This window comes from Brachybacterium muris (genome assembly GCF_016907455.1).
GTDB classification, from domain to species: domain Bacteria; phylum Actinomycetota; class Actinomycetes; order Actinomycetales; family Dermabacteraceae; genus Brachybacterium; species Brachybacterium muris.
Genome location: NZ_JAFBCB010000001.1, coordinates 3,048,933 through 3,069,827 on the forward strand (window position 1 = coordinate 3,048,933; position 20,895 = coordinate 3,069,827).

Sequence of the window (20,895 nt, forward strand, 5' to 3'; positions counted from 1 at the left end):
GATGCCGGCGGGAGCCAGTGGTCCCCACCGCGGCGGCTACTGGCCCCCGTCGGCACGATCGGCGGTCCCCAAGAGCAAGATTCGGTGGCTCCCACGACTACGAATACTCACTTGGAGCCGATCGAGGGGATGATCTGCGCGAACACCGCTGATTCGGTGCGGGTGGACAGGCCCAGCACCTGGCCGATGGCGGCGAGCACGTCCATGTCGTACCCGACAGCCTCCCCATCGGAGCCGACGAACTCGCCGGGGGCGTAGTTCAGGGCGGCACCGTTGATGAGCTCTCCGCGCTCGCGGATCGGGGCGGGAACCATCGCAGCCAGGTCGTCCTGGCGCTCGATCCCGCGGAGGTCCACCTCGGGCACGGTGTTCGACTCGGAATCGAGGCGCTCACTCGCCCGGGTGCAGCCAGCGGTCACCGACGCCGCGGTGCCGACGAGGACTGCGGCCGGCAGGGCTCGCAGCAGGGTCCGTCTGGGGGTGTTCACGCAGCAAGCTTGTGCACGCCTGCGCATACTTCTGTGAACTCTCCGCGGAATGAGAGAGGCCTAACATGCCACTTCGACGCGAGCGCGGACCGCCGCGGGCAGGCCAGGGACGCGCGGACCGCCGCGGGCAGGCCAGGGACGCGCGGACCGCCGCGGGCAGGCCAGGGACGCGCGGACCGCCGCGGGCAGGCCAGGGACGCGCGGGGCGCGATGCGGGCGCGCCAGGGCGCGCGGGGCGCGATGCGGGCAGGCCAGGCACGCGATGCGGGCGCTCCAGGGACGCGAGCGGCGATCCGCCCGTCGGCTCAGAAGCCCGTCGACATGCCACCTGTGGTGGTGGCAGGCTCCTCATCGGCGGTAGCGTCCTCGGCGTCCAGGTCCGTGGCGGCGCCCTCGAACTGGGAGCGGTACAGCCTCGCGTAGGCGCCGCCGGCCTCCAGCAGCTGCTCGTGGTTGCCCTGCTCCACGATGTCACCGGCCTCCATCACCAGGATCAGGTCGGCGTCGCGGATGGTGGACAGGCGGTGGGCGATCACGAAGGAGGTGCGGCCCTCGCGCAGGCGGTTCATCGCGTTCTGCACCAGCACCTCGGTGCGGGTGTCCACGCTGGAGGTGGCCTCGTCCAGGATCAGCAGGCTGGGCTTGGCCAGGAACGCGCGGGCGATGGTCAGCAGCTGCTTCTCACCGGCCGACAGCGAGGTGCCGTCGTCGTCCACCACCGTCTCGTAGCCCTCGGGCAGCTGGCGCACGAAGTCGTCCACGTGGGTGGCGCGGGCGGCCTCGATGACCTCCTCGTCGGTGGCGTCCAGGCGCCCGTAGCGGATGTTCTCCATCAGGGTGCCCTTGAACAGCCAGGTGTCCTGCAGCACCATGCCGGTGCGGGAGCGGAGCTGGTCGCGGGTGAGGTCGCGGATGTCGATGCCGTCGATCGTGATGCGGCCGCCGTCCACCTCGTAGAACCGCATCACCAGGTTCACCAGGGTGGTCTTGCCGGCGCCCGTGGGGCCCACGATCGCGACGGTGTGGCCGGGGTCGGCCACCAGGGACAGGTCGCGGATCAGCTCCCGGTCGGGGCTGTAGGAAAAGCGCACGTGCTCGAACTCCACGCGGCCCTCGCGGATCGCGGCAGCGGCCCCGGGCTTCTCCTGCTCCAGTTCCTGCTCCTCGGCGTCCATCAGCTCGAACACACGCTCGGCGCTGGCCACCCCGGACTGCAGCATGGTGGCCATCGAGGCCACCTGGGACAGCGGCTGGGTGAACTGGCGGGAGTACTGGATGAACGCCTGCACGTCACCGAGCGTGATCTGCCCGGAGACGATCCGCAGGCCGCCCACGATGGCGACCGCCACGTAGCTGAGGTTCCCCACGAACATCATCAGCGGCATGATCAGCGAGGAGACGAACTGGGCGCCGAAAGTCGCCTTGAACAGCGACTCGTTCTCCTTCTCGAAGCGCTCGGCCACCTGGTCGCGGCGACCGAACACGGTCACCAGGTCGTGCCCGGTGAAGGCCTCCTCCACCTCGGCGTTGACCACACCGGTGGCATCCCACTGCTGGGCGAACAGCTGCTGCGCCTTCTTGCCCACCACCCCGGTGATCAGCAGCGCCACCGGGATCACGGCCAGGGCGATCAGCGACAGCTGCCACGAGATCGTGAACATCATGACCAGCACGCCGATCACGGTGAGGATCGAGTTGACCAGGCCCGTGACGGTGTTCATCAGGGTGTTCTGGATGTTGTCGATGTCGTTGGTGACCCGCGAGAGGATCTCCCCGCGCTTCATCCGGTCGAAGTAGGCCAGCGGCAGGCGGTGCAGCTTCTCCTCCACGTCCCGGCGCAGGCGGTACACCATGCGGAACAGGATGCGGTTCAGGGCCAGGCCCTGCAGCCACATCAGCAGCGCGGAGATCACGAACAGGCCCACCGCCAAGCCCAGGACCTGGTACAGGGACGTGAAGTCGATGCCCTGGCCAGGGGTGAGCTCCATGCCGGAGAGCATGTCGGCGAACTGCTCCTCGCCGGCAGCGCGCAGCCCGTCGATGATCTCCTGCTTCGAGGCTCCCGGCGGCAGCTCGCGGGAGATCAGGCCGGTGAAGATGAGGTCGGTGGCGCGACCCAGGATCCTGGGGCCAACCACGGACAGCGCGACGGACACGAACCCGATCAGGATCGCGGCGAACAGGTACTTGCGCTCCGGGCCGATCTCGCGGATCAGGCGCTTGGTGGAGGGCCAGAAGTTCTTCGCGCTCTGACCGGGGCGCAGCCCGCGCTCGGCGGCCTTCTCGGCGGCGATCTCCTCGGCCTCGGCGGCCTCGTCACCGGCCACGACGGGCTTGATGGGCGCGGGGACGCGGGTCGCCTCGTCCGGGCTCGCGCCCTCGGGTGTGGTGCCGTCGGCCGACGGGCCCGCGGTGCTCGCCCCACTGGTCTCGGGTGTCGTGCCGTCGCGCTTCTCGTCGGGAGCAGTCATCAGGCCGCCTCCTCCTCGACGCCCTGGGAGCGCACGATCTCGCGGTACGTCTCCGAGCTCTCCAGCAGCTCCGCGTGGGTGCCGCGCCCCACGATCCGGCCGTGGTCCAGCACCAGGATCAGATCGGCCCCGGTGATGGTGGTGACGCGCTGGGCGACCACCAGCACCAGCGCGTCGCGGGTGTGCGGCGCGAGGGCCCGGCGCAGCTTCGCGTCGGTGGTGAGGTCCAGGGCGCTGAAGGAGTCGTCGAACAGGAACAGGGAGGGCTTGGCCACCAGCGCCCGGGCGATGCACAGCCGCTGCCGCTGACCGCCGGAGACATTGGTGCCGCCCTGGGCGATCGGGGAGTCCAGCTGCAGCGGCATCGCGGCCACGAAGTCGCGGCCCTGGGCGATGGTGAGGGCCTGCCACAGCTCCTCGTCGGTCGCATCAGGGTTGCCGAAGCGCAGGTTCGAGCCCACGGTCCCGGAGAACAGGTACGGCCGCTGCGGCACCAGGCCCACGCGGTCCCACAGCACCTGGGCATCCAGGTCGCGCACGTCGTGGCCGTTCAGCAGCACCCGCCCCTCGGTGACGTCCACCAGGCGCGGCACCAGGTTCAGCAGGGAGGTCTTGCCGGCGCCGGTGCCGCCGATGATCGCGACCGTCTGTCCGGCGCGGGCGGTGAAGGAGATGTCCTCCAGCACCGACTTCTCGGCACCGGGGTAGGTGAAGGAGACGTCCTCGAAGGTGAGCTCCACCGGCCCCTCCACGTCGCGCACACCGTTGGTGCGCTGCACCACGCTGGTGTCGGTGCTGAGCACCGCGGTGATGCGCTCGGCGGAGACCATCGCGCGCGGGATCATCATCGTCATGAAGGTCGCCATCATCACCGCGATCAGGATCTGGATCAGGTAGGCGATGAACGCGGTGATCGAGCCGATCTCCATCTGACCGGCGTCGATGCGGGGCGCGGCCACGGCCAGCACCAGCACGCTGGAGACGTTGATGATGAACATGATGATCGGGTTGATCAGGATCATCAGCAGGCCGATGCGGCGGTTCAGGTCGGTCAGCTCGAAGTTGACCTCCTCGTAGCGCTCCCTCTCCCGCTCCTCGCGCACGAAGGCGCGCAGCACACGGATGCCGGTGATCTGCTCGCGCAGCACCCCGTTGATGCGGTCGATCTTCTCCTGCATCTGCCGGAACATCGGGGCGGCCTTGAGGATCAGGAAGCCGACGCTCACCAGCATCACCGGCACCATCACCGCGATCAGCCAGGCCATCCCGGGCTCCACGCTGAGCGCCAGGATCACCCCGCCGATACCCGTGACCGGCGCCTGCACCAGGAAGTTCAGGGAGAAGAAGATCAGCAGCTGCACCTGCTGCACGTCGTTGGTGGAGCGGGTGATCAGCGAAGGGGTGCCGAACTCGCTTATCTCGCGCGGGGAGAAGCTCTGCACCTGGCCGAACACGCGGGTGCGCAGGTCACGGCCCACGCTCATCGCCGAGCGGGCGCTGAAGTAGTTCGCCAGCACCAGCGCCACGATGTTGCCGAAGGACACCGCGGTCATGATCCAGCCCAGGCGCCAGATCACCGGGATGTCGGCCTTGGCCACGCCGTCGTCGATGATGTCGGCGTTGATGGTGGGCAGGTACAGCGCGGCCATCACGCCGATGGTCTGGAACAGCACCACCAGCAGCACCCACGGCAGGTACGGCTTGAGCGCCCTCAGTACGAGGCGGAGCAGGGGCACGGTTCTCCTTCCGGGGAGCGCGGGCGCGATCTGCGGGTTCGCGCGGGCGCTGATGGCGAAGGCGCGCGGCGGCCAAGAGCACCGGGGGCGTTCGAGGCGAGCGGGAGTCCGACCAGCGCAACGGGGCATCCGACGAGCACGACGGGGGCGATCCGTGCGCCCCGTGAAGCATAGTCGACCCCTCTGACACGGGACAGGCCTGGTCGGCCACCTCACGCGGGCACTCGATCAGCGTGCACCGGGCCGCGTCGGCCCAGACATCCGGGCGTGCAGCACACACCCCGCGGCGCGTGCGGGGGTGTCGGCTACCGTGGACGGGTGGATCGCCCCGCCCAGCGCATCGTCATCATCGTGCTCGCCATCCTGCTCGTCGTCCCCATCGGGGCGCTCGGGCTCAGCGGCATGCTCGGAGGCGACGACGAGCCGTCGGCCACGCAGGCACCCACCGGCCCCGCTGACAACCGGCCCACGATGGACCCCGCCGATCAGCCACCGCGCCCCGAGATCGCGAAGCCCGAGGCCCCGGCGGTGATGGCGGAGCAGACCCCCGAGGGCGCCGAGGCGACCCTGGCGTTCCTTCTCGAGTCCTACACGTACATGATGACCAGCGGCGATACCTCGGTGTGGGAGGCGTCGGTCGACCCCAACTGCTCGGTGTGCATGACCTTCCTGGACAACGCACGGGTGCTGAACGATCAGGGCGGCTATCTGGTGGACGGCGCGTTCGTGGTGGACTCCACCTCCTTCCAGGCCGCCGGCGACCCCGCGACGGGAGGCGCACCCGCGAGCGGCGTGGCCACCGCCCACTTCACCCAGGCCGAGAGCATCCTGGTGGACGACCCCACCCGACAGGCCATCCCCCTGGGTGCGGTGACCGGGCAGATCCAGGCACAGATGCTGTGGGACGGCCGGCGCTGGCTGATCGGCGACATGACCTATCTGCCCGCGGCCGGTCAGGGCGAGGGCGGCGGCGCTCCGTCCGACGGTGGCGCCTGACCCTCACCTCCGCCGTCGAGGCACGAATCCTTGTCGGAATGGGGCTCCAGTTCCGACACCTCACGCTCCATACCTGCGAGTAACAGGGGCGGGTTCTCCCGGTTGCAGCGATGGGGCCGCGCCAGTACCGACCTGAGGCACCCGAGTTCACCCAGGTTCCTCCCCAATGCGCCGCTCGTGGATGACCTGCCGCTTGTGGATGACCCCATGCTGGCAACCGGGCGATTGGCACTCTGGGGACATGGCACGCCCACCTGCACCTCTTCCTCCTTCGTTGCCGTGGCGCGCCTTCACCCGCTCCGAGGCACTGAGCGCTGGTGTCTCCTCGCAGCGATTGCGCCGCAAGGACATCTACACGGTGCGGCCGGGCCTGTATGCCGTCAGCGGGAGCGAGCTCACCGAGCTGGACATCGTCGCTGCCTTGTGCCGGGCCGACCCTGCTGCGGTCGTGGTCGGTCTCTCCGCCGCACGGATGCAAGGACTGCCCCTGCCCTCGCAGAACAGCACCTGGGCCACCCGGACGCCCGTGCACATCGCCGCCGACCGCGGAACACGGAAGGATGATCGGGTAGTGCGCTGGCACAACTTCTCCTTCGCCCCCGGCGAGGTCCGCCGGGTCTCCTACAGCCACCTGCCCGCGCCCGACGAAGCCGCGATCCCTCACTCGAGGTTGCGGATGTCGAGCAGGGCCCGCACATGGCGAGACCTCGCACCGCTCCTCACGCACCTCCAACTGGTCTCGGTCGGGGATCACCTCGTGCGTCGTCCCACCCCGACCTTCGACAAGGGCCGCACTGAGCCGTTGTGCACCGTCGCTGAACTCAGTGCCGCGTGCACCGGCCGGTACGCCGGGAAGCTGCGCACCGCACTGGGCGACGTACGGGTCGGTGCCGACTCGCCTCGCGAGACGATGCTGCGGCTCGCGTTCAGGGAGGCCGGTCTGCCGGAGCCGCTCATCAACCAGCCGCTCCATGGTCCGGACGGGCGCGTGCTCCATCGCCCTGACTTCCAATGGCCCGAGCACCGGGTGTGCGCCGAGTACGAGGGGAAGACCCACAACGATGAGGAGCAGGTGAAGCGCGGCATCCGGCGCGCGCGTCGCACCAGTTCAGCCGGGTTCCTCGAGATCCGGCTGTACGACGAGGACACCCGGGCGTCGTGTGCGAACGCCGTTCGTATCGTGCGCGACGAGCTCATCGCGCGTGGGTGGAAGCCCTGACCGCCGGACTGCGCCCGACGGGAGTCCCCCGACGACCCCCGCCCGGCCGAGGCACGAAAGTTTGTCGGAATGGCGCACTCATTCCGACAAGTATTCGGGCGTGGGACTGGAGGAACGTCCCTCAGCGAGCCGATACACGAACAGGTCGGTGCGGTACGGGAGGCCGACCACACTGCCCGGGGCGTGCCCCAGGTGCTCATGGAGGTACCAGTCGAGGTTCGCGAGCACCCTCTGGCAGCGCTCCTCGGTGGCGGTGATGACGTAGCTGCGGGTGCAGGCCAGGTCGATCAAGTCGTACGTGAGAAGGGGGTCCTCCCAGCGATGCACCACCCGGTCCACCAGCTCGAGCTCAGGGCCGACGGTGGGCTGGAAGTCCTCGCGCTGCACGTCGCCTGCGTGCATGATCCGGGAGAGTCGGTGCACCCATGGGATGGTCACATCCATCGTGTTCCACACCAGCGCGAGCACACCCCCGGGCGCGAGCAGCCTCGCCACCTCGGCGGTTGCGGCCGGGGCATTGAACCAGTGCCAGGCCTGCGCCACGGTGACGAGGCCCGCGCCGGCGGCGGGCAGGCCGGTCGATTCTGCGCGTGCGACATGAGTGGTGAGCTGCGCGGCCGACGGGCCGGCCTGGGTGGTGAGCTGCGCGGCTGACGGGCCAGCCTGGGTGGTGAATATTCGCCTCGCTGGGGTCCGCTGATCGAGGGTTCGGGTGCCACGTCGCTGCCGTAGCGGTGGCGTCGTTCGGGACCACCAGTGGTGTCGTTGGGGCCGCTCTGTCTACGCTCCTTCCGCCGTGTGTATAGGGCACGCGGCGGAAGGAGCAATCTGGAATGGTACGGAAGATCAGGGCGAAGCTGGTGCTCCAGCTGCGCGCAGAAGGTCTGTCGGGGCGAGCGATTTCGTCCTCGCAGGGCATGTCCCGCAAGTCCGTGAGGGCGGTGTTCGAGGCCGCTGACGCTGCAGGGATCGGGTGGGGCGATATCGCGGACGTCGCCGATGAGCAGGTGTATGCCCGGTTGTTCCCGGGCCGGGGCGAGCACGAGAGCGTGTTCGCACAGCCGGACTGGGAACAGGTCCATCGAGAGATGGCCAGGGTCGGCGTGACGCTGAAGCTGTTGCACGGCGAGTACTTCGACGCGACCACGGCGGCTGGGGATCCGGCGATGGGGTATGACCGGTTTTGCCGCACCTACCAGCACCACGTCATGGTCACCGGTGCCGCTTCGAGAGTCGGTCACAAGGCCGGCCAGAGCGTGGAGGTCGACTGGTCCGGCCCCACGATGGAGCTGGCCGATCCGGTCACCGGCGAGGTCTCGAAGGTGTTCTTGTTCGTTGCCTGCCTGCCTTTTTCTCGTTACGCGTTCTGCTTCCCGGCGCTGGATATGCGCCAGGAGTCCTGGCTGCGAGCGCACGTAGCGATGTTCGAGGCGCTGGGCGGGACGGTCCCGAGGATCGTTCCGGACAACCTCAAGACCGGTGTGGTGAAGCACCCCCGCGAGGGCGAGATCGTCCTGAACGATGCGTATCGCGAGATGGCAGCGCATTACTCGGCGGCGGTGCTCCCGGGGAGGGTGCGGAAACCGAAAGACAAGGCGAGCGTGGAGAACACCGTCGCGCACGTCGCGACCTGGGTCATCGCCGGGCTGCGGGATCAGCGATTCACGTCCCTGCCCGAACTTGCAGCCGCCATCGGGCAGCGGATGGAGGCCTATAACGCGGAGCCGTTCCAGAAGCGGCCCGGATCCCGCGCCAGCGTGTTCGACGCGGAGGAGCGGCCGCTGCTGACGCCGCTGCCGGCGGTGCCCTACGAGATCTCGACATGGCACTACGGACGACGAGTGGGCAGGAACGGGCACGTCACGTTCGCGCGGAACTTCTACTCCGCGCCGTTCGCGCACATCGGCGCGAAGGTCGATCTGCGCATCACGGCCCGGACGCTGGAGATCTATCAGGGCAGCCAGCGACTGACCAGTCACCTGCTGCTCCCGGAGACCGCGAGCAATGAGTACCGCACCAACGACGCGGACCTACCTGCGGGCGAGCGTTTCCAGGCCTGGGACGCGCAGAGGGTGCGGGCGTGGGCAGATCGGGTCGGGCCGGCCACGGTGATCGTGATCCAGCGGATCTTCGAGTCCGTGCCGATCGTGGAACAGGGCCTGGATCCCGCGTTGGCGGTGCTACGGCTCTCTCGCCGCTTCTCCGTAGATCGGGTCGAGGCGGCCTGCGCACTCGCGCTGACGGGACGGGTCCGTTCACCGCGCTATGCGCATCTGCACCCGATCTTGGCCACCGGGCAGGACAAGGTCGCCGCCCTGCGTCCACCCCGCGAGGAACCCGCGGAAGACGGCGGATACGTCCGTGGCGCCGACTACTACGCCGGAGGTGTCCGGTGAGCGTGATCGATAACGACACGAAGCGGAAGCTGCGCGAGATGGGCGCGACCGCGCTGCTGGACGCGATCGATGCCCAGGATGAGGCTCACGTGCTGGGGATGTCGTTCCAGGAACGGCTCCAGCTGATCGTGGACGAGGCGCATTCCATCTTCAATCATGGAAAGGTCGAGGGTCTGATCCGCCGGGCGGGGCTGCGTTATCCCGGAGCGGACCTGCGGCGGCTGGATCTGGTCGAGGAACGGGGACTGAACCGGAACGTGATCGCGCAACTGGCAACCTGCTCCTTCATCCAGCGGCAACAGAACGTGGTCTTCCAGGGCTTCACCGGCTCAGGGAAGTCCTACCTCGGCTGCGCGCTGGCGAAGCAGGCCTGCCAGCACCGGCTCCGAGCCCACTACATCCGAATGCCCGACCTCGAAGAGGCCTGGGCCCTGGCAAAGGACAAGCCGCAGGGCCAGACGAAGTTCCTGCGGAAGTACTCCACGTTCTCGCTGCTGGTGATCGACGAGTGGCTGCTGGACCATCCTGACGAGGGAATGCGTTCGATGCTGCTGGAACTGCTCGAGCGCCGCTATGACACCGGCTCGACCGTGTTCTGCACCCAGTACCCGAAGAAGGACTGGCACGCCCGGCTCGGTGGAGCAGTCCACGCCGATGCGATCATGGACCGCATCGTGCACAACACAATCTGGATCGACACCGGCGACAGGAACATGCGAGAACACACCGCACTGCCCCAGTGACCCGATGCCGGCGGGAGCCAGTGGTCCCCACCGCGGCGGCTACTGGCCCCCGTCGGCACGATCGGCGGTCCCCAAGAGCAAGATTCGGTGGCTCCCACGACTACGAATACTCAGGTGGTGAGCTGCGCGGCTGACGGGACGGCCGCATCGCTGCAGGCCGGCGCGGCCGAGGTCGCCGACGGCCCGCGGCGTCGAGCGGTCTCGAGCATGGCCTCGCTGGTGTCCACAGCGGTGACGGCACAGCCGCCGTCCACGAGCGCCCAGGAGAGCTTGCCGGTGCCGGCGCCGAGATCGACCACGCGGAGGGGGCCGGCAGAGGTGACGTGGTCCAGGGCAGTGGACGCGGAGTCGGGAGTGGTGGACGAAGGGGCGGGAGTGGTGGACGCGGGGTCAGGTGTGCCCGCAGCCCGGTCGGTGGCGAGAGCGGGACCGGGAGCGGGAGCGTGAGCGTGAGCGTGAGCGGCGGAGAGGATCGCGTCGATCACCGGGCCCGGGTACCCGGGGCGCAGCCGGTCGTAGTCCTCCCCCTGGTCGGCGAACGCCTCTGCCAGCGAGCTCTTGCGCTCCGCACTTCGGAAACGTGGTTCGTTGCGCGCGGAGACCGGCGGGACCGGCGGATGCAGGGGGTCCATCGACTCTCACCCGGGGAGCAGGAAGTACACGGCGGCTGTCCCGAGGTTGATCACCATGGCCAAGGTGCACAGGGTGATGGCCCGGTCCAGCACGGTGCGGCGGGGGGTGAGCACCGCTGGCGATGCGTGCGGGGCCTCACCCTGCCCGGAGCGTTCACGACCCTTGGCGCGCACTCCGATCACCAGCGCCACCAGGGAGAGCAGCAGCGCCACCGTCGGCGCGATCGCCCACGGCAGCGGGGACAGGTCCCACTGCGGCCTCGGGTCGGGGCCGGCTCCCGTGTGCGGCATGTAGTAGTCAATCCGTGCCATCGCCACGACCATCCCGATCCCGAGGACGGAGAACAGCGCGGTCAGTCCAGCGCTGTACAGCACGGCCACTGCCGGCACCGGCGTGCCCCGGCTGCGGCGGCGCTCAGGATTCTGCATGGTCATCGGTCTTCCCTGTGCGCCACCCAGGAGTGGTGCAGTCCGGCGTAGATGCCTCCTGGCAGGTTCACCAGTTCGGCGTGGGTGCCGTGCTCGGCCAGGTGCCCGTCATCCAGCACCAGGATCTGGTGGGCGCGCTCGGCGGTGGAGAGGCGGTGGGCGATGGTGAGGGTGGTGCGGCCGCGGGCCAGGCCGTCGATGGCCTGCTGGAGGCGCACGTCGGCCGCGGGGTCCACGGCGCTGGTGGCCTCGTCCAGCACGATCACGTCGGGATCGGCGAGGTAGGCGCGGGCCAGGGCCACCAGCTGCCGCTCCCCCGCGCTGAGTGACTCGCCGCGCTGCCCCACGGGGGTGTCCAGTCCTTCGGGAAGGCCCTCGCACCAGGGGCCGAGCCCGAGTTCGTCCATGGCCTGCAGCATGTCCTCGCGGGTGGCGTCAGGGCGGCCGTAGGCGAGGTTGCCGGCCACGGAGGTGTCGAACAGGAAGCCGTCCTGCGGGACCATGACCACGCGGTCACGCAGCGAGGAGTACGGGATCAGCGGCAGCGGCACCCCGCCGATGCGGATCTCACCGGAGGCGGGGTCCATCATGCGGGTGAGCAGCTTGGCCAGGGTGGTCTTGCCGCTGCCGGTCTCGCCGACGATGGCGATGTGGCTGCCGGCGGGGACGTCCACGTCGATGCCGTGCAGCACCTCGGGCCCATCGGGGTAGGCGTAGCGCACCTGGTCCACCTCGATGCCCAGGCCGCCCTCGGGCAGGGCGCGCACACCAGGCACGGGGGCGGTGCGGCGGCCGGTGTGGGGGTCCATGGCGCCGGCCGGGTCGGCCACATCGGCCGGGGTGTCCAGCACGCCCAGCACGCGCCTCCAACCGGCCACGGCGTTCTGGGCCTCCGAGAGCATCTCGATGCCCATCCGCACCGGCATGCTGAACAGGGACACCAGGAACACGAAGGCGACCACGCCGCCGGCGGTGAGGTCGGCCCCCGGCAGGTCTAGGCCAAGGGCGCCGGTGCCCAGCAGCACGCCCACCACCACCACGACGGCGGTGGCGAGCCCGTCTCCCATCTCGGAGAGGAAGAACGATGCCGACTGGGGTCGCAGCACGGAGAACTGGGCGTTGCGCACCTCGCGCACGCGGTCCACCTGGCTGCGGCGGGTGCGCTCCTCGATGCCGTAGGCGCGCACGGTGGCCGAGCCCACCAGGGCCTCGGAGACCGAGCCCAGCATGCTGCCCACGGCAGTGCGCACCCGCTGGTAGCGGGCACGGATGCGCTTCTGCAGGGCACTGAGGAGGAAGAAGATCGGCAGGTAGCACAGCCACACCACCAGGGCCAGTGGCCAGGAGTACACGGCCATCACGCCGGTGGCGAGCACCAGCTGCATGCTCATCACCACCAGCATGATCCCGCCGAAGCTCATGAATGTGCTGACGGTGTCCACGTCGCTGGTGACGCGGGAGACCAGGGCGCCGCGCTGCTCGGTGCCCTGGGTGAGCAGGGACAGGTCGTGGATGTGGCGGAAGGCGCGGGTGCGCAGCGTCGCCAGGGCCGTCTCCGCCATCCGGAACAGGCGGCGGTTCATCAGCATGTTGCAGCCGGCCGTCACCAGCAGCGCGCAGGCGGCGATCCCGGCGGCGGTGGCGACGAAGCGCAGGTCCGGCGTGGCCGGTTCGATGATGCCGGTGTCCAGGATGTTCTGCACGGAGATGGGGATCACCACGCGCCCGGCGGTGGCGACCATCGCCAGCAGCAGGGTGATCCACACCCCGGCCAGGGCCTCCGGGGTCAGGGCGAGGCCGCGGCGCACGGTGGCCAGCGCCGACTCGTCGTTGGTGGTCTCCGAGCCGAGGCGGGAGGAGGCTGGGGTGGGCTTGGTATCGGCGTCGGAGCTCATCCGTGCGACTCCATCAGGTCGTGGGCGATCGCGGCCTCGTCGTAGGCGTCCACCAGGGCCCGGTACTCGGCGCTGCGGGTGCGCACCTCGGTGTGGGTGCCCTGGGCGGCAACGGTGCCGTGGTCCAGGAACACCACGTGGTCGGCCAGGGAGATGGTGGACTTGCGGTAGGCGATCATCAGCAGTGTGGAGGCGGTCATCTCGCGCCTGATCCCGTCGAGGATGGCGAGCTCCACGCTGGGGTCGCAGGCGCTGGTGGCGTCGTCGAGGATCAGCAGGCGGGGCCGGCGGGCCAGGGCCCTGGCCAGGGCGATCCGCTGTCGCTGCCCGCCGGAGAGGGAGCCGCCGCGCTCCCCGAGCTGCGCGTCCAGGCCGCCGGGCAGGGCGTCGACGAAGCCGTCGGCCTGGGCCACGCGCAGCGCCCATCGGATGGTGTCCTCGTCGATGTCCTCGCCGAGGGTGATGTTCTCGCGCACGGAGGCGTCGAACACGAATGCCTGCTGCAGCACCAGGGCGACGTCGCTGGTGAGGGCGTCGGCGGTAAGGGAGCGCAGGTCGGCGCCGTCCAGGGCCACCCGGCCGTCGGTGGGGTCCAGTAGCCGGGCGGCCAGCAGTGCCACGGTGGACTTGCCGGAGCCTGTGGCGCCGACGACGGCGAGCACGCGCGTGCCGGCTGCGGGATCGGCGGTCAGGGACACGCCCCTGACGGCCTCGCTGATGCGCACGTGCTGGTCGGCGGCGCTGGCGGTGCGGCCCAGGATCCGGGTCTCGGGATCGTCGCGGTAGGTGAAGGAGACGTCCTCGAAGCTGAGGCGGCCGGGCCCGGCGGGCAGCTGGTTGGGGCCGTAGGTGCGCTCCTGGGTGACGTCGAGGATCTGCTGGACGCGCCCGCCGCCGACGACGGTGCGGGACAGGTCCCCCAGCACCCAGCCGAAGGAGCGGATCGGCAGGGACATCAGGGTGAACAGGTAGGCGACCTCCACCAGTTGGCCGGTGCTCAGGTGGCCCTCGCCGATCCGCCAGGCGCCCAGCACGGCGACCGCCAGGATGCCCAGGTTGGGCAGGGCGTCGATCAGCGGGTCGAACCAGCCGCGCACGTAGCCGAAGCGGATGCCGTTGCGGCGCAGCTCCTCGGCGGCGCGGGTGAAGCGCTGCTCCTCGATGTCCTCACGGCCCAGGGACTTCACCACGTTGGCGCCGTCGAAGGACTCGTGGGCGATCTCGGCGACCTCGGCGCGCAGCCGCTGGGACTGCACGGCGATGGGGGCGGCGTAGCGCTGCAGCAGCACGTTGAGGATGATCAGCGCCACGATCAGCGCCAGCATCACCAGCAGGATCACTGGGTCGATGCGCCACACCACCGCGATCGCGTACACCAGCATCACCACGGTGGACAGCGCGAACGGGAACGCGGCCATCGCGAAGAAGGTGGCCTCCACGTCGGAGTGCACGGAGCTCAGCAGGGTGCCGGTGGACTGGCGGCGGTGCCACAGCAGCGGGACCTTCGCGTACACGGCGGCGATGCGCTCGCGGTACAGGCGGAACAGGTCGTACTGGGTGGCGGCGGCGAACACGCGGCGCACCACCACCGAGACGGCACGGGCCACGCCGATGCCCAGGATCGCGAGGCCGCCGCCTGCCAGCAGGGCCGGGCTGGCTCGACCGGCCTCGAAGGAGGGCACCACCACGTCCTCCGTGACGCGGCCGATGATCGCGGAGGTCGCGATCTGCAGCAGGGCGAAGCCGATCGCGCCGGCCACGGCGAGGGTGAACCAGCCCTTCTGCTCCCAGGATCCCTTGATCAGGCGCTTCAGTCCGGGGATCAGGACGGCGGGGTGCTGCCGGTCCAGGGGTGCGGGGCGGGCGGGGGTGGTGCCAGAGCGAGCGGGAGCCTGGACGGGGTCGGGCTGGGTGGTGTCTGGCTGGGCGGGGGTGGTGCGGGGTCTGTCGGTCATGCGTTCATGAAGTGGAGGACCACCGCGATCGCGAAGGTGATGGTGGACAGCATCGCGAGCGTGAACTCGATGGCGATGCCGATGCCGAGGGCCTTGATCGCCACCCAGGCGGAGCTCAGGCCCCGCTTCCAGTCCTTCAACCGCACTGCCTCGGAGACGTACAGGCCGGCCAGGAAGCCGATGGGCAGGCCCAGGAAGGGGATCACGAAGATGCCCACGATGCCGCTGGCGATGCCCACGAGGATCGGCCAGGTGGGCACCTCGTGCCGCTGCAGGCGCCTGCCGGTGAGCACGTAGCTGGTGGTCATACCGGCGATGCCCAGCACGGCGATGATCGCGAACGCCACCCAGGAGGTCCAGCTGCCGGTCACGATCGACCAGATCAGGGTGGCGATGATGATGGTGATGGTGCCGGGCAGCACCGGCAGCACGATGCCGCACAGGCCCACCACGTAGGCGAGGGCCACCAGCACGGTGACGATGATCTGCAGGGACATGGTGTCCACGGGTCCTCCGAGGGGATGGGGTGGGGTGGCCCGCACGGTGAGGCGGGTGGCACGACAGGCCGACGGCCCGACCGGCTGGCATCGCGACGTGCTCCGGCACGGGCCCGCATTCATCCTAGTTGTCGGGCGGGGAACGCACCCACGACCGGACTTCCTACGATGGACGCACGACACCAGCAGTCACAGCCGCGGGAAGGCGGGGACCGGCATGACGATCAGGTACAGCGTGCTCTCGCGGCGCAGCATGGTCGGGTTGATCGCGGGCAGTGCGGCCCTGCTGATGACGGGATGCACCGACGATGCGGCCGAGGAGCGGATGGCGCAGGTGGGCGTGCCGCGCGAGTCACCCTCCGGCGAGGTCTCAGCCACCGTCGTGGAGGACGGCGACGTGCTGCGGCCGGTGATCCTCGACGGTTCTGGCATGGAGCTGTGGCGCGATGACCTCCCCCATGTGGAGCGCTACGTCCCCGGGGTGCTGTGGGAGCAGGACGCGGACGTGCTGTGGATCCTGTCCACCGACCACGGCAACGCCAGCGTGCGCCAGGACGCAGACGGCACCTGGGTGAAGACGATGGGATCCGACGGCATGCCGGAGGACGTGGCCGAGCTGGCTCGCTGACTACTGGCGGCTCCCAGGGATTCGCTGCTCAGCCGTGAGGCGCTGGGCGAATCCTGCCGATGGGCTGCGCAGGAACTCCTCGGTGGTGACGTCCTGGATCACGCGGCCGCGGTCCAGCACGAGGACGCGGTCGGCGAGCGCACGCACATCGGCCAGGTCGTGGGTGACCACCACGGCCGTGCGGCCAGCCAGGTGGCGGGCCAGCAGCTCACGCAGGCGGGGTGCAGCATCGACGTCGAGGGCGGCGAACGGTTCGTCCCACAGGGACAGCTCGGGGCGCGCAGCGAGGGCCCGGGCGACGGCCGCGCGCTGGGCCTGACCGCCGGAGACCTGGTCGGGGCGACGCTCTGCGAGGTGGGCCAGTCCCACCCGGTCCAGCCACTGGTCCGCCTGCTTCCGCGCGGTGGCCCGATCGGTGCCGGAGGCGCGCAGGCCGAACGCGACGTTGCGCCGCAGGCTGAGGTGCGGGAACAGCAGCGGGACCTGCCCGAGGCGCGTGATGCCGCGGCGGTGCGGGGGCAGAGGTGTGCGGAGGCCGGGACCGGCAAGGGTACGGCCGCCCAGGTGGAGGTGGCCGCCGGTGGAGGGCACGAGCCCGGCGAGGGTGTCCAGCACGGTGGACTTGCCGCTGCCGTTGGCGCCGATGATCGCGAGCGTCTGACCGGCCGGGATATGGACAGTCACGTCGACCCCGCGCTCGGGGACGTCGACGTGGGCGTCGAGTGAGGGAGCGGCGGGCGCGGTGACGATCGGTGCGGGGGTGGCCGGCGCAGGAGCGGCGCCGACGTCGTGCGGCGCGGCGATCGCCGTGCTCTGGTGGCTTGCAGCCACACCGGGGCCAGTGCCTGTTCCCTCGGGAACGACCCCTTCCTCGGCGGGGGCACCGCCCGCGGGCCGGGGGCGGGCCCCGAGGGAGCGGCGGAACCCGTCGGCCCCCGGGGAGCGGTAGGCGAAGGCGACCACCACGGCGGCCACCACCATCAGCAGCAGGCTCATGGCCACGGCGGAGTCCTGGTCGATCTCGCGGGCCAGGTAGATCTCCAGTGGCAGGGTGCGGGTGGTGCCCTGCAGGGAGCCGGCGAAGGTGATGGTGGCTCCGAACTCACCGAGGGCGCGGGCGAAGGTGAGCACCAGCCCAGCACCGAGGCCCTGGGCGAGCAGTGGCAGGGTGACGGTGGCCAGGGTGCGGGTGGGGCCTGCACCGAGGGTGAGGGCGGTGGCCTCGTAGGCGGTGCCGCGGGAGCTCAGTGCGCCCTCCACGGTGAGGATCAGGAAGGGTGCGGCCACGAAGGTCTGCGCGAGCACCACGGCGACGGTGGTGAAGGCGATGTCGATGCCGAGCACGTCGGCCAGGGGCGCTACGAGTCCGCGTCGCCCGTAGGTGGACAGCAGGGCGATGCCGCCGACCACCGGCGGCAGCACCAGCGGCAGCAGCACCAGGGTGCGCACGATCCGCAGCAGCACCGACCCGGGATCGCTGCGCGCCATGAGCAGTGCCACGGGCAGACCCACCAGCAGCGACAGGGCGGTGGCGGCGAGCGCGGTCACCAGGCTGAGGCGCAGGGCGATCAGGGCCGAGGGTGAGGTGAGGGTGGGGACGAGAGCGGCCCTGTCGACGGCGGTGAGCAGTCCGAGTATGGGCAGCGCGAGGAGGGCCACGCCCACCACGGCGGCGACACGCAGCCAGCGGGGAAGCAGGGTTGCTCCCCTCACGGTGCTCCGAACCCGGCATCGGCCAATACCTTCTGCGCCTCGGGCGCGGCCAGGAAGTCGATGAAGCGGCGGGCCAGAGTGGGAGAGGTGGCCTCGGCGGCGACGGCGGCCGGGTACTCGGTACGAGCCTCCTCGGCACCAGGCAGCTCGATCATGTGCACTTCGTCCCCCGCGGTAAGGGCATCGGTGAGGTAGACGATGCCCGCGTCGGCCTGACCGTTGAGGACCTTGCCCAGTACGTCGGTCACCGCATTCTCCTCGCTCACCGGGCTGAGGGTGAGGCCTTCGTGGTCAGCGACAGCGGCGGCCGCTGCTCCGCAGGGCACCTGCGGTGCGCAGGTGACCAGGGCGAGATCAACACCGGCTGGCGATGCGACATCGGCGAGAGAGGTGATGCCGTGGGGGTTGTTCGGTGCGGTGATGAGGACGGGGACGTTGGTGGCGAAGACGACGGGCTCCCCGGCGATGTTCCCCTGGTCCTGGGCACGGGCCATGGTCATCTGGTCGGCGGTGATGAGCACGTCGGCCATGGCACCGGCATCGAGCTGAGCGACGAGGTCGGCCGAACCGGCCGGCATGGTGGCCACGAGTGCGGTGGGGTGGGCTTCCATGAACTTGTCCACCAGCTCATCCAGGATCTCGGCCAGGGAGGCGGCAGCGTAGACGGCGAGCTTGGCGTTCTCCTCGGTGACGTCCGAGCCCTGACCGGGATCGACGTCACCACCGCCGTCGGATCCTCCCAGGTAGGCGCCGCCCCCGTCCGAGCCGCCGCTGCGGGTCCCCGTCTCCGTGGTCGGGCTGGAGGCGCAGGCAGTGAGCAGGGCCAGTGGCACACCGGCGGCAGCAGATCGGAGCAGGGTGCGGCGCGTGGGGATCGAGCGAGGGGTGAGGTTGTCGTGGCGCGGCATCTCATGCCTCTTTCTCGATGACCACATTGGTGGCCTTGACGATGGCGGTGGCGACCACACCGGGCTCGAGTCCCAGGTCGCGGACGGCCTCGGTGCTGATCAGGGACACCACACGGTGGGGCCCGCACTGCAGCTCCACCTGCGACATGACGGTGTCGCTGATGACACTGGTGACGATGCCGACGAAGCGGTTGCGGGCACTGCGGCCCACATCGGCCGGGTCGGCGGGAAGCACGGCGTTGTCACGAGCAAGACGGGCCAGCTGCAGGCCGTCGACGGTGGCGGGGGTGCCCTCGGAGCGGGTGAGCAGGCCCTGGTCGATCCATCGGCGCACGGTGTCGTCGCTGACGCCGAGGAACCGGGCTGCATCAGAAACCTTGATCTGCGCCATGTTCACCTCACTTCTTCCGCATATGCGGATCAGTGTAGGTCAGGCGCATACACATCTACAAGCAGTAGGGGCGACGCGAGGACTATCGATCGACCGGGGCGATCCTCGTGACCAGCTCGGCAAGGAATGCGGGAAGTGCCTCATCGACCGTGTTCCACAGGAGCAAGGAATCGATGTCCGTGTACCCGTGCGCTAGTCGATTACGCATCCCTTCCCTGACCACGGATGTGCTGGACCTGCGTGGAGATCCGCTCCATCGCCGACAGCAGTTCCGCAGCGCTCGGGCTGTCACCTCTCATGGCAGGTCGATCGCCTGCGCTCGCGCGTGGTCCGCAGCTCGTCCTTGCGCACGGAGGGATACGACATCGACTCGGGTGCCGAGCGCGGCTGCGAGCTCATCCTGGGCCGCGATCAGATCGAAGTAGGACGCTTCCGGCGAGAACTCCACGAGCAGGTCGACATCGGATTCGGACGTGGATGTACCTCGTGCCACCGACCCGAAGACCAGCACCCGACCGGTCCCCTTGTGCTTCTTCACAACGGAGCGGATCCGAGGCGCGAACTCATGCACATCCTGGAGCGTCACGGTCGGCTGATCCATCAGAGGTTCAGCAGACATGCCACGAGCATATCGTCCAGCACTTGTTCTGCGATGGGGACGAACAGGCTTTGTTACGCGCTCTGCTGCCCTCGATCTTGCGGTCTACTCGATATCAGCGTCAGGACTGCCCCAACGCCCCGAGCAGGTCCCGCTCCTCCTGGTCGGTGAGTCCCGCGCCGTGGGGCAGCTCGACCTGGTGCTCGAGGTCCCAGGCCAGGGAGTCGGCAAGGGTATCGGCCAGAGGCCGCAGGATGAGGCCGGCCGCACGGGCGCGGTCGATGGACCGCGTGTTCATCCCGTACCAGTCACGATCGGCGATCCACAGTGGGAGGGACCTGGGCCCGGCCCACTCGGCGACGCCGTGCTCGACCAGCCAGTCCTGCGCGGCCCGCACGGGCTTTACGGGAGGCTCTGACCGGATGACATCCTGCGCCGCGACACGGGCGGCCTCGATATGCTCCGGGAACGGCACCGGCTCACCGAGCGCGTTGAACACCCCTTGACCTGCACCGACGGCGACATGGATCAGGAACTGGGCGAGGTCCCGCACGTCGATCACGGCTGTGGGCAGCTCGGGGGCATCGGGCACCAGCACCCTGCCGTCAGGGTTGGACGGGCGGGCGAACCGGTGCCCCCAGTAACCGGTGCGGCCGCTGGGATCGCCGCGACCGCCGATCAGACCGGGCCGCACGATCACGGACCGCTCCGCACCATAGCCGTCGAGGACGGCCTGTTCACAGGCCACCTTGGCGTGCCCGTACTGCTCCATCGCCTCCATGCTGTCACCGGCGAGGGGCTCCAGCAGCGGCGCATCCTCATCGGCGCCGCCCTCCCCCTGATCGGCGTACACGCTGCAGGTAGAGACGAAAAGGTACTTCGCGGCAACGGGCTCGAGGTCCCGCACGGCGCGGCGCACGTGGCCGGGCTGCATGGACACGTCGATCACGGCGTCCCACCGGGTCCCTGCACCGCTGGGCTGGCCGCCTTCTGCCTCAGCACCGTCGGCCCGCGCGACGGCCGACAGCGCATCGTCCAGGTCGCGGTCGGCCTGTACCAGGGTCACCCCCTCAGGCACTCCCGTGCCGCGGGCTACGCAGGTGACGTCATGGCCGGCCTGCACGGCAACCTCCGCGGCCGTGCGTCCCAGCCATGCGGTGCCACCGAGGATCAGGATTCTCATGGGGCGAGCATGACAGG

At 69.8% G+C, this 20,895-nt stretch carries 21 protein-coding genes and 1 pseudogene; 6 read left to right on the plus strand and 16 right to left on the minus strand.

Going from position 1 to position 20,895, the window contains the following annotated elements; genetic code table 11:
• Window position 1 precedes the first annotated feature (1 nt).
• On the plus strand, window positions 2–133 hold the full coding sequence (locus JOD52_RS17585; protein ID WP_275579108.1) for a hypothetical protein: 132 nt from the start codon (window positions 2–4) through the stop codon (window positions 131–133).
• On the opposite strand, the gene JOD52_RS17785 is transcribed toward JOD52_RS17585, so the two are convergent.
• The 3 genes from JOD52_RS17785 to JOD52_RS14240 all read right to left on the minus strand — a co-directional run bounded on the left by JOD52_RS17785 (window position 108) and on the right by JOD52_RS14240 (window position 4,695).
• Entirely contained in the window at window positions 108–488 is a 381-nt protein-coding gene (locus tag JOD52_RS17785; protein WP_338124104.1) for a transporter substrate-binding domain-containing protein, read from the minus strand. The two genes, JOD52_RS17585 and JOD52_RS17785, sit on opposite strands and share 26 nt — an antisense overlap.
• A gap of 305 nt (window positions 489–793) precedes the next feature.
• Complete coding sequence (locus tag JOD52_RS14235) at window positions 794–2,959, minus strand: ABC transporter ATP-binding protein (RefSeq protein WP_239551913.1); 2,166 nt, start codon at window positions 2,957–2,959, stop codon at window positions 794–796.
• Window positions 2,959–4,695 carry an ABC transporter transmembrane domain-containing protein gene (locus JOD52_RS14240; protein WP_204410682.1) on the minus strand — a complete coding sequence of 579 codons (1,737 nt, stop codon included), beginning with the start codon at window positions 4,693–4,695 and terminating at the stop codon, window positions 2,959–2,961. The genes JOD52_RS14235 and JOD52_RS14240 overlap by 1 nt, the downstream gene beginning before the upstream one ends.
• 318 nt (window positions 4,696–5,013) lie before the next feature.
• On the opposite strand from JOD52_RS14240, the gene JOD52_RS14245 reads away from it, so the two are divergent.
• A complete protein-coding gene (locus tag JOD52_RS14245; protein WP_204410684.1) occupies window positions 5,014–5,691 on the plus strand; it encodes a DUF6318 family protein in 678 nt (225 codons plus the stop codon).
• Between the two features lie 334 nt (window positions 5,692–6,025).
• Window positions 6,026–6,910 carry an NUDIX hydrolase gene (locus JOD52_RS14250; protein ID WP_239551914.1) on the plus strand — a complete coding sequence of 295 codons (885 nt, stop codon included), beginning with the start codon at window positions 6,026–6,028 and terminating at the stop codon, window positions 6,908–6,910.
• 78 nt (window positions 6,911–6,988) lie between these two features.
• Here JOD52_RS14250 and JOD52_RS17205 read toward each other — a convergent pair whose 3' ends face one another.
• Both JOD52_RS17205 and JOD52_RS17210 read right to left on the minus strand, forming a co-directional pair.
• Entirely contained in the window at window positions 6,989–7,354 is a 366-nt protein-coding gene (locus JOD52_RS17205) for a hypothetical protein (RefSeq protein WP_239551915.1), read from the minus strand.
• Between the two features lie 27 nt (window positions 7,355–7,381).
• A pseudogene (locus JOD52_RS17210) lies at window positions 7,382–7,588 on the minus strand (methyltransferase domain-containing protein); the annotation flags it as partial.
• Window positions 7,589–7,743: 155 nt separating this feature from the next.
• On the opposite strand from JOD52_RS17210, the gene istA reads away from it, so the two are divergent.
• Together istA and JOD52_RS14265 are read left to right on the plus strand one after the other, a co-directional pair.
• Window positions 7,744–9,306, plus strand: coding sequence for an IS21 family transposase (gene istA / locus JOD52_RS14260; RefSeq protein WP_204408388.1), 1,563 nt, complete (start codon window positions 7,744–7,746; stop codon window positions 9,304–9,306).
• Window positions 9,303–10,049, plus strand: coding sequence for an ATP-binding protein (locus tag JOD52_RS14265; RefSeq protein WP_338124028.1), 747 nt, complete (start codon window positions 9,303–9,305; stop codon window positions 10,047–10,049). The genes istA and JOD52_RS14265 overlap by 4 nt, the downstream gene beginning before the upstream one ends.
• Before the next feature lie 110 nt (window positions 10,050–10,159).
• Here JOD52_RS14265 and JOD52_RS14270 read toward each other — a convergent pair whose 3' ends face one another.
• From JOD52_RS14270 to JOD52_RS14290, 5 genes are read right to left on the minus strand one after another with little or no spacing between them, the layout of a single operon-like run.
• Window positions 10,160–10,681, minus strand: a complete 522-nt coding sequence (locus JOD52_RS14270) for a class I SAM-dependent methyltransferase (RefSeq protein WP_420887415.1) — start codon at window positions 10,679–10,681, stop codon at window positions 10,160–10,162.
• Window positions 10,682–10,687: 6 nt separating this feature from the next.
• Window positions 10,688–11,116 (minus strand): hypothetical protein, encoded by a 429-nt coding sequence (locus tag JOD52_RS14275; protein ID WP_204410686.1) that lies wholly within the window; start codon window positions 11,114–11,116, stop codon window positions 10,688–10,690.
• Window positions 11,113–13,005, minus strand: coding sequence for an ABC transporter ATP-binding protein (locus JOD52_RS14280; protein WP_204410687.1), 1,893 nt, complete (start codon window positions 13,003–13,005; stop codon window positions 11,113–11,115). The genes JOD52_RS14275 and JOD52_RS14280 overlap by 4 nt, the downstream gene beginning before the upstream one ends.
• On the minus strand, window positions 13,002–14,960 hold the full coding sequence (locus tag JOD52_RS14285) for an ABC transporter ATP-binding protein (protein WP_204410689.1): 1,959 nt from the start codon (window positions 14,958–14,960) through the stop codon (window positions 13,002–13,004). Before JOD52_RS14285 ends, JOD52_RS14280 begins: the two co-directional genes overlap by 4 nt.
• The gene (locus JOD52_RS14290; protein ID WP_204410691.1) at window positions 14,957–15,457 is read right to left on the minus strand and encodes a DUF456 domain-containing protein; all 501 of its coding nucleotides are present in this window, start codon (window positions 15,455–15,457) and stop codon (window positions 14,957–14,959) included. Before JOD52_RS14290 ends, JOD52_RS14285 begins: the two co-directional genes overlap by 4 nt.
• 217 nt (window positions 15,458–15,674) lie before the next feature.
• Between JOD52_RS14290 and JOD52_RS14295 the strand changes: the two genes are divergently transcribed.
• Window positions 15,675–16,085: a hypothetical protein gene (locus tag JOD52_RS14295; protein ID WP_204410692.1), complete on the plus strand. Its 411-nt coding sequence runs from the start codon at window positions 15,675–15,677 to the stop codon at window positions 16,083–16,085.
• On the opposite strand, the gene JOD52_RS17790 is transcribed toward JOD52_RS14295, so the two are convergent.
• The 6 genes from JOD52_RS17790 to JOD52_RS14325 form a co-directional block, all read right to left on the minus strand.
• Window positions 16,086–17,798, minus strand: coding sequence for an ABC transporter permease (locus JOD52_RS17790; protein WP_338124105.1), 1,713 nt, complete (start codon window positions 17,796–17,798; stop codon window positions 16,086–16,088). It abuts the gene before it with no gap.
• Window positions 17,795–18,706 carry a molybdate ABC transporter substrate-binding protein gene (gene modA, locus JOD52_RS14305; protein WP_204410694.1) on the minus strand — a complete coding sequence of 304 codons (912 nt, stop codon included), beginning with the start codon at window positions 18,704–18,706 and terminating at the stop codon, window positions 17,795–17,797. The genes JOD52_RS17790 and modA overlap by 4 nt, the downstream gene beginning before the upstream one ends.
• A 1-nt stretch (window position 18,707) precedes the next feature.
• Window positions 18,708–19,097: a TOBE domain-containing protein gene (locus JOD52_RS14310; protein ID WP_204410696.1), complete on the minus strand. Its 390-nt coding sequence runs from the start codon at window positions 19,095–19,097 to the stop codon at window positions 18,708–18,710.
• A gap of 82 nt (window positions 19,098–19,179) precedes the next feature.
• Window positions 19,180–19,305, minus strand: a complete 126-nt coding sequence (locus JOD52_RS17890; protein WP_204410698.1) for a HepT-like ribonuclease domain-containing protein — start codon at window positions 19,303–19,305, stop codon at window positions 19,180–19,182.
• An 87-nt stretch (window positions 19,306–19,392) separates the two neighbouring features.
• Window positions 19,393–19,683 carry a nucleotidyltransferase family protein gene (locus JOD52_RS14320; RefSeq protein ID WP_338124106.1) on the minus strand — a complete coding sequence of 97 codons (291 nt, stop codon included), beginning with the start codon at window positions 19,681–19,683 and terminating at the stop codon, window positions 19,393–19,395.
• 133 nt (window positions 19,684–19,816) lie between these two features.
• The gene (locus tag JOD52_RS14325; protein ID WP_204410701.1) at window positions 19,817–20,878 is read right to left on the minus strand and encodes an NAD-dependent epimerase/dehydratase family protein; all 1,062 of its coding nucleotides are present in this window, start codon (window positions 20,876–20,878) and stop codon (window positions 19,817–19,819) included.
• Window positions 20,879–20,895 lie beyond the last annotated feature (17 nt).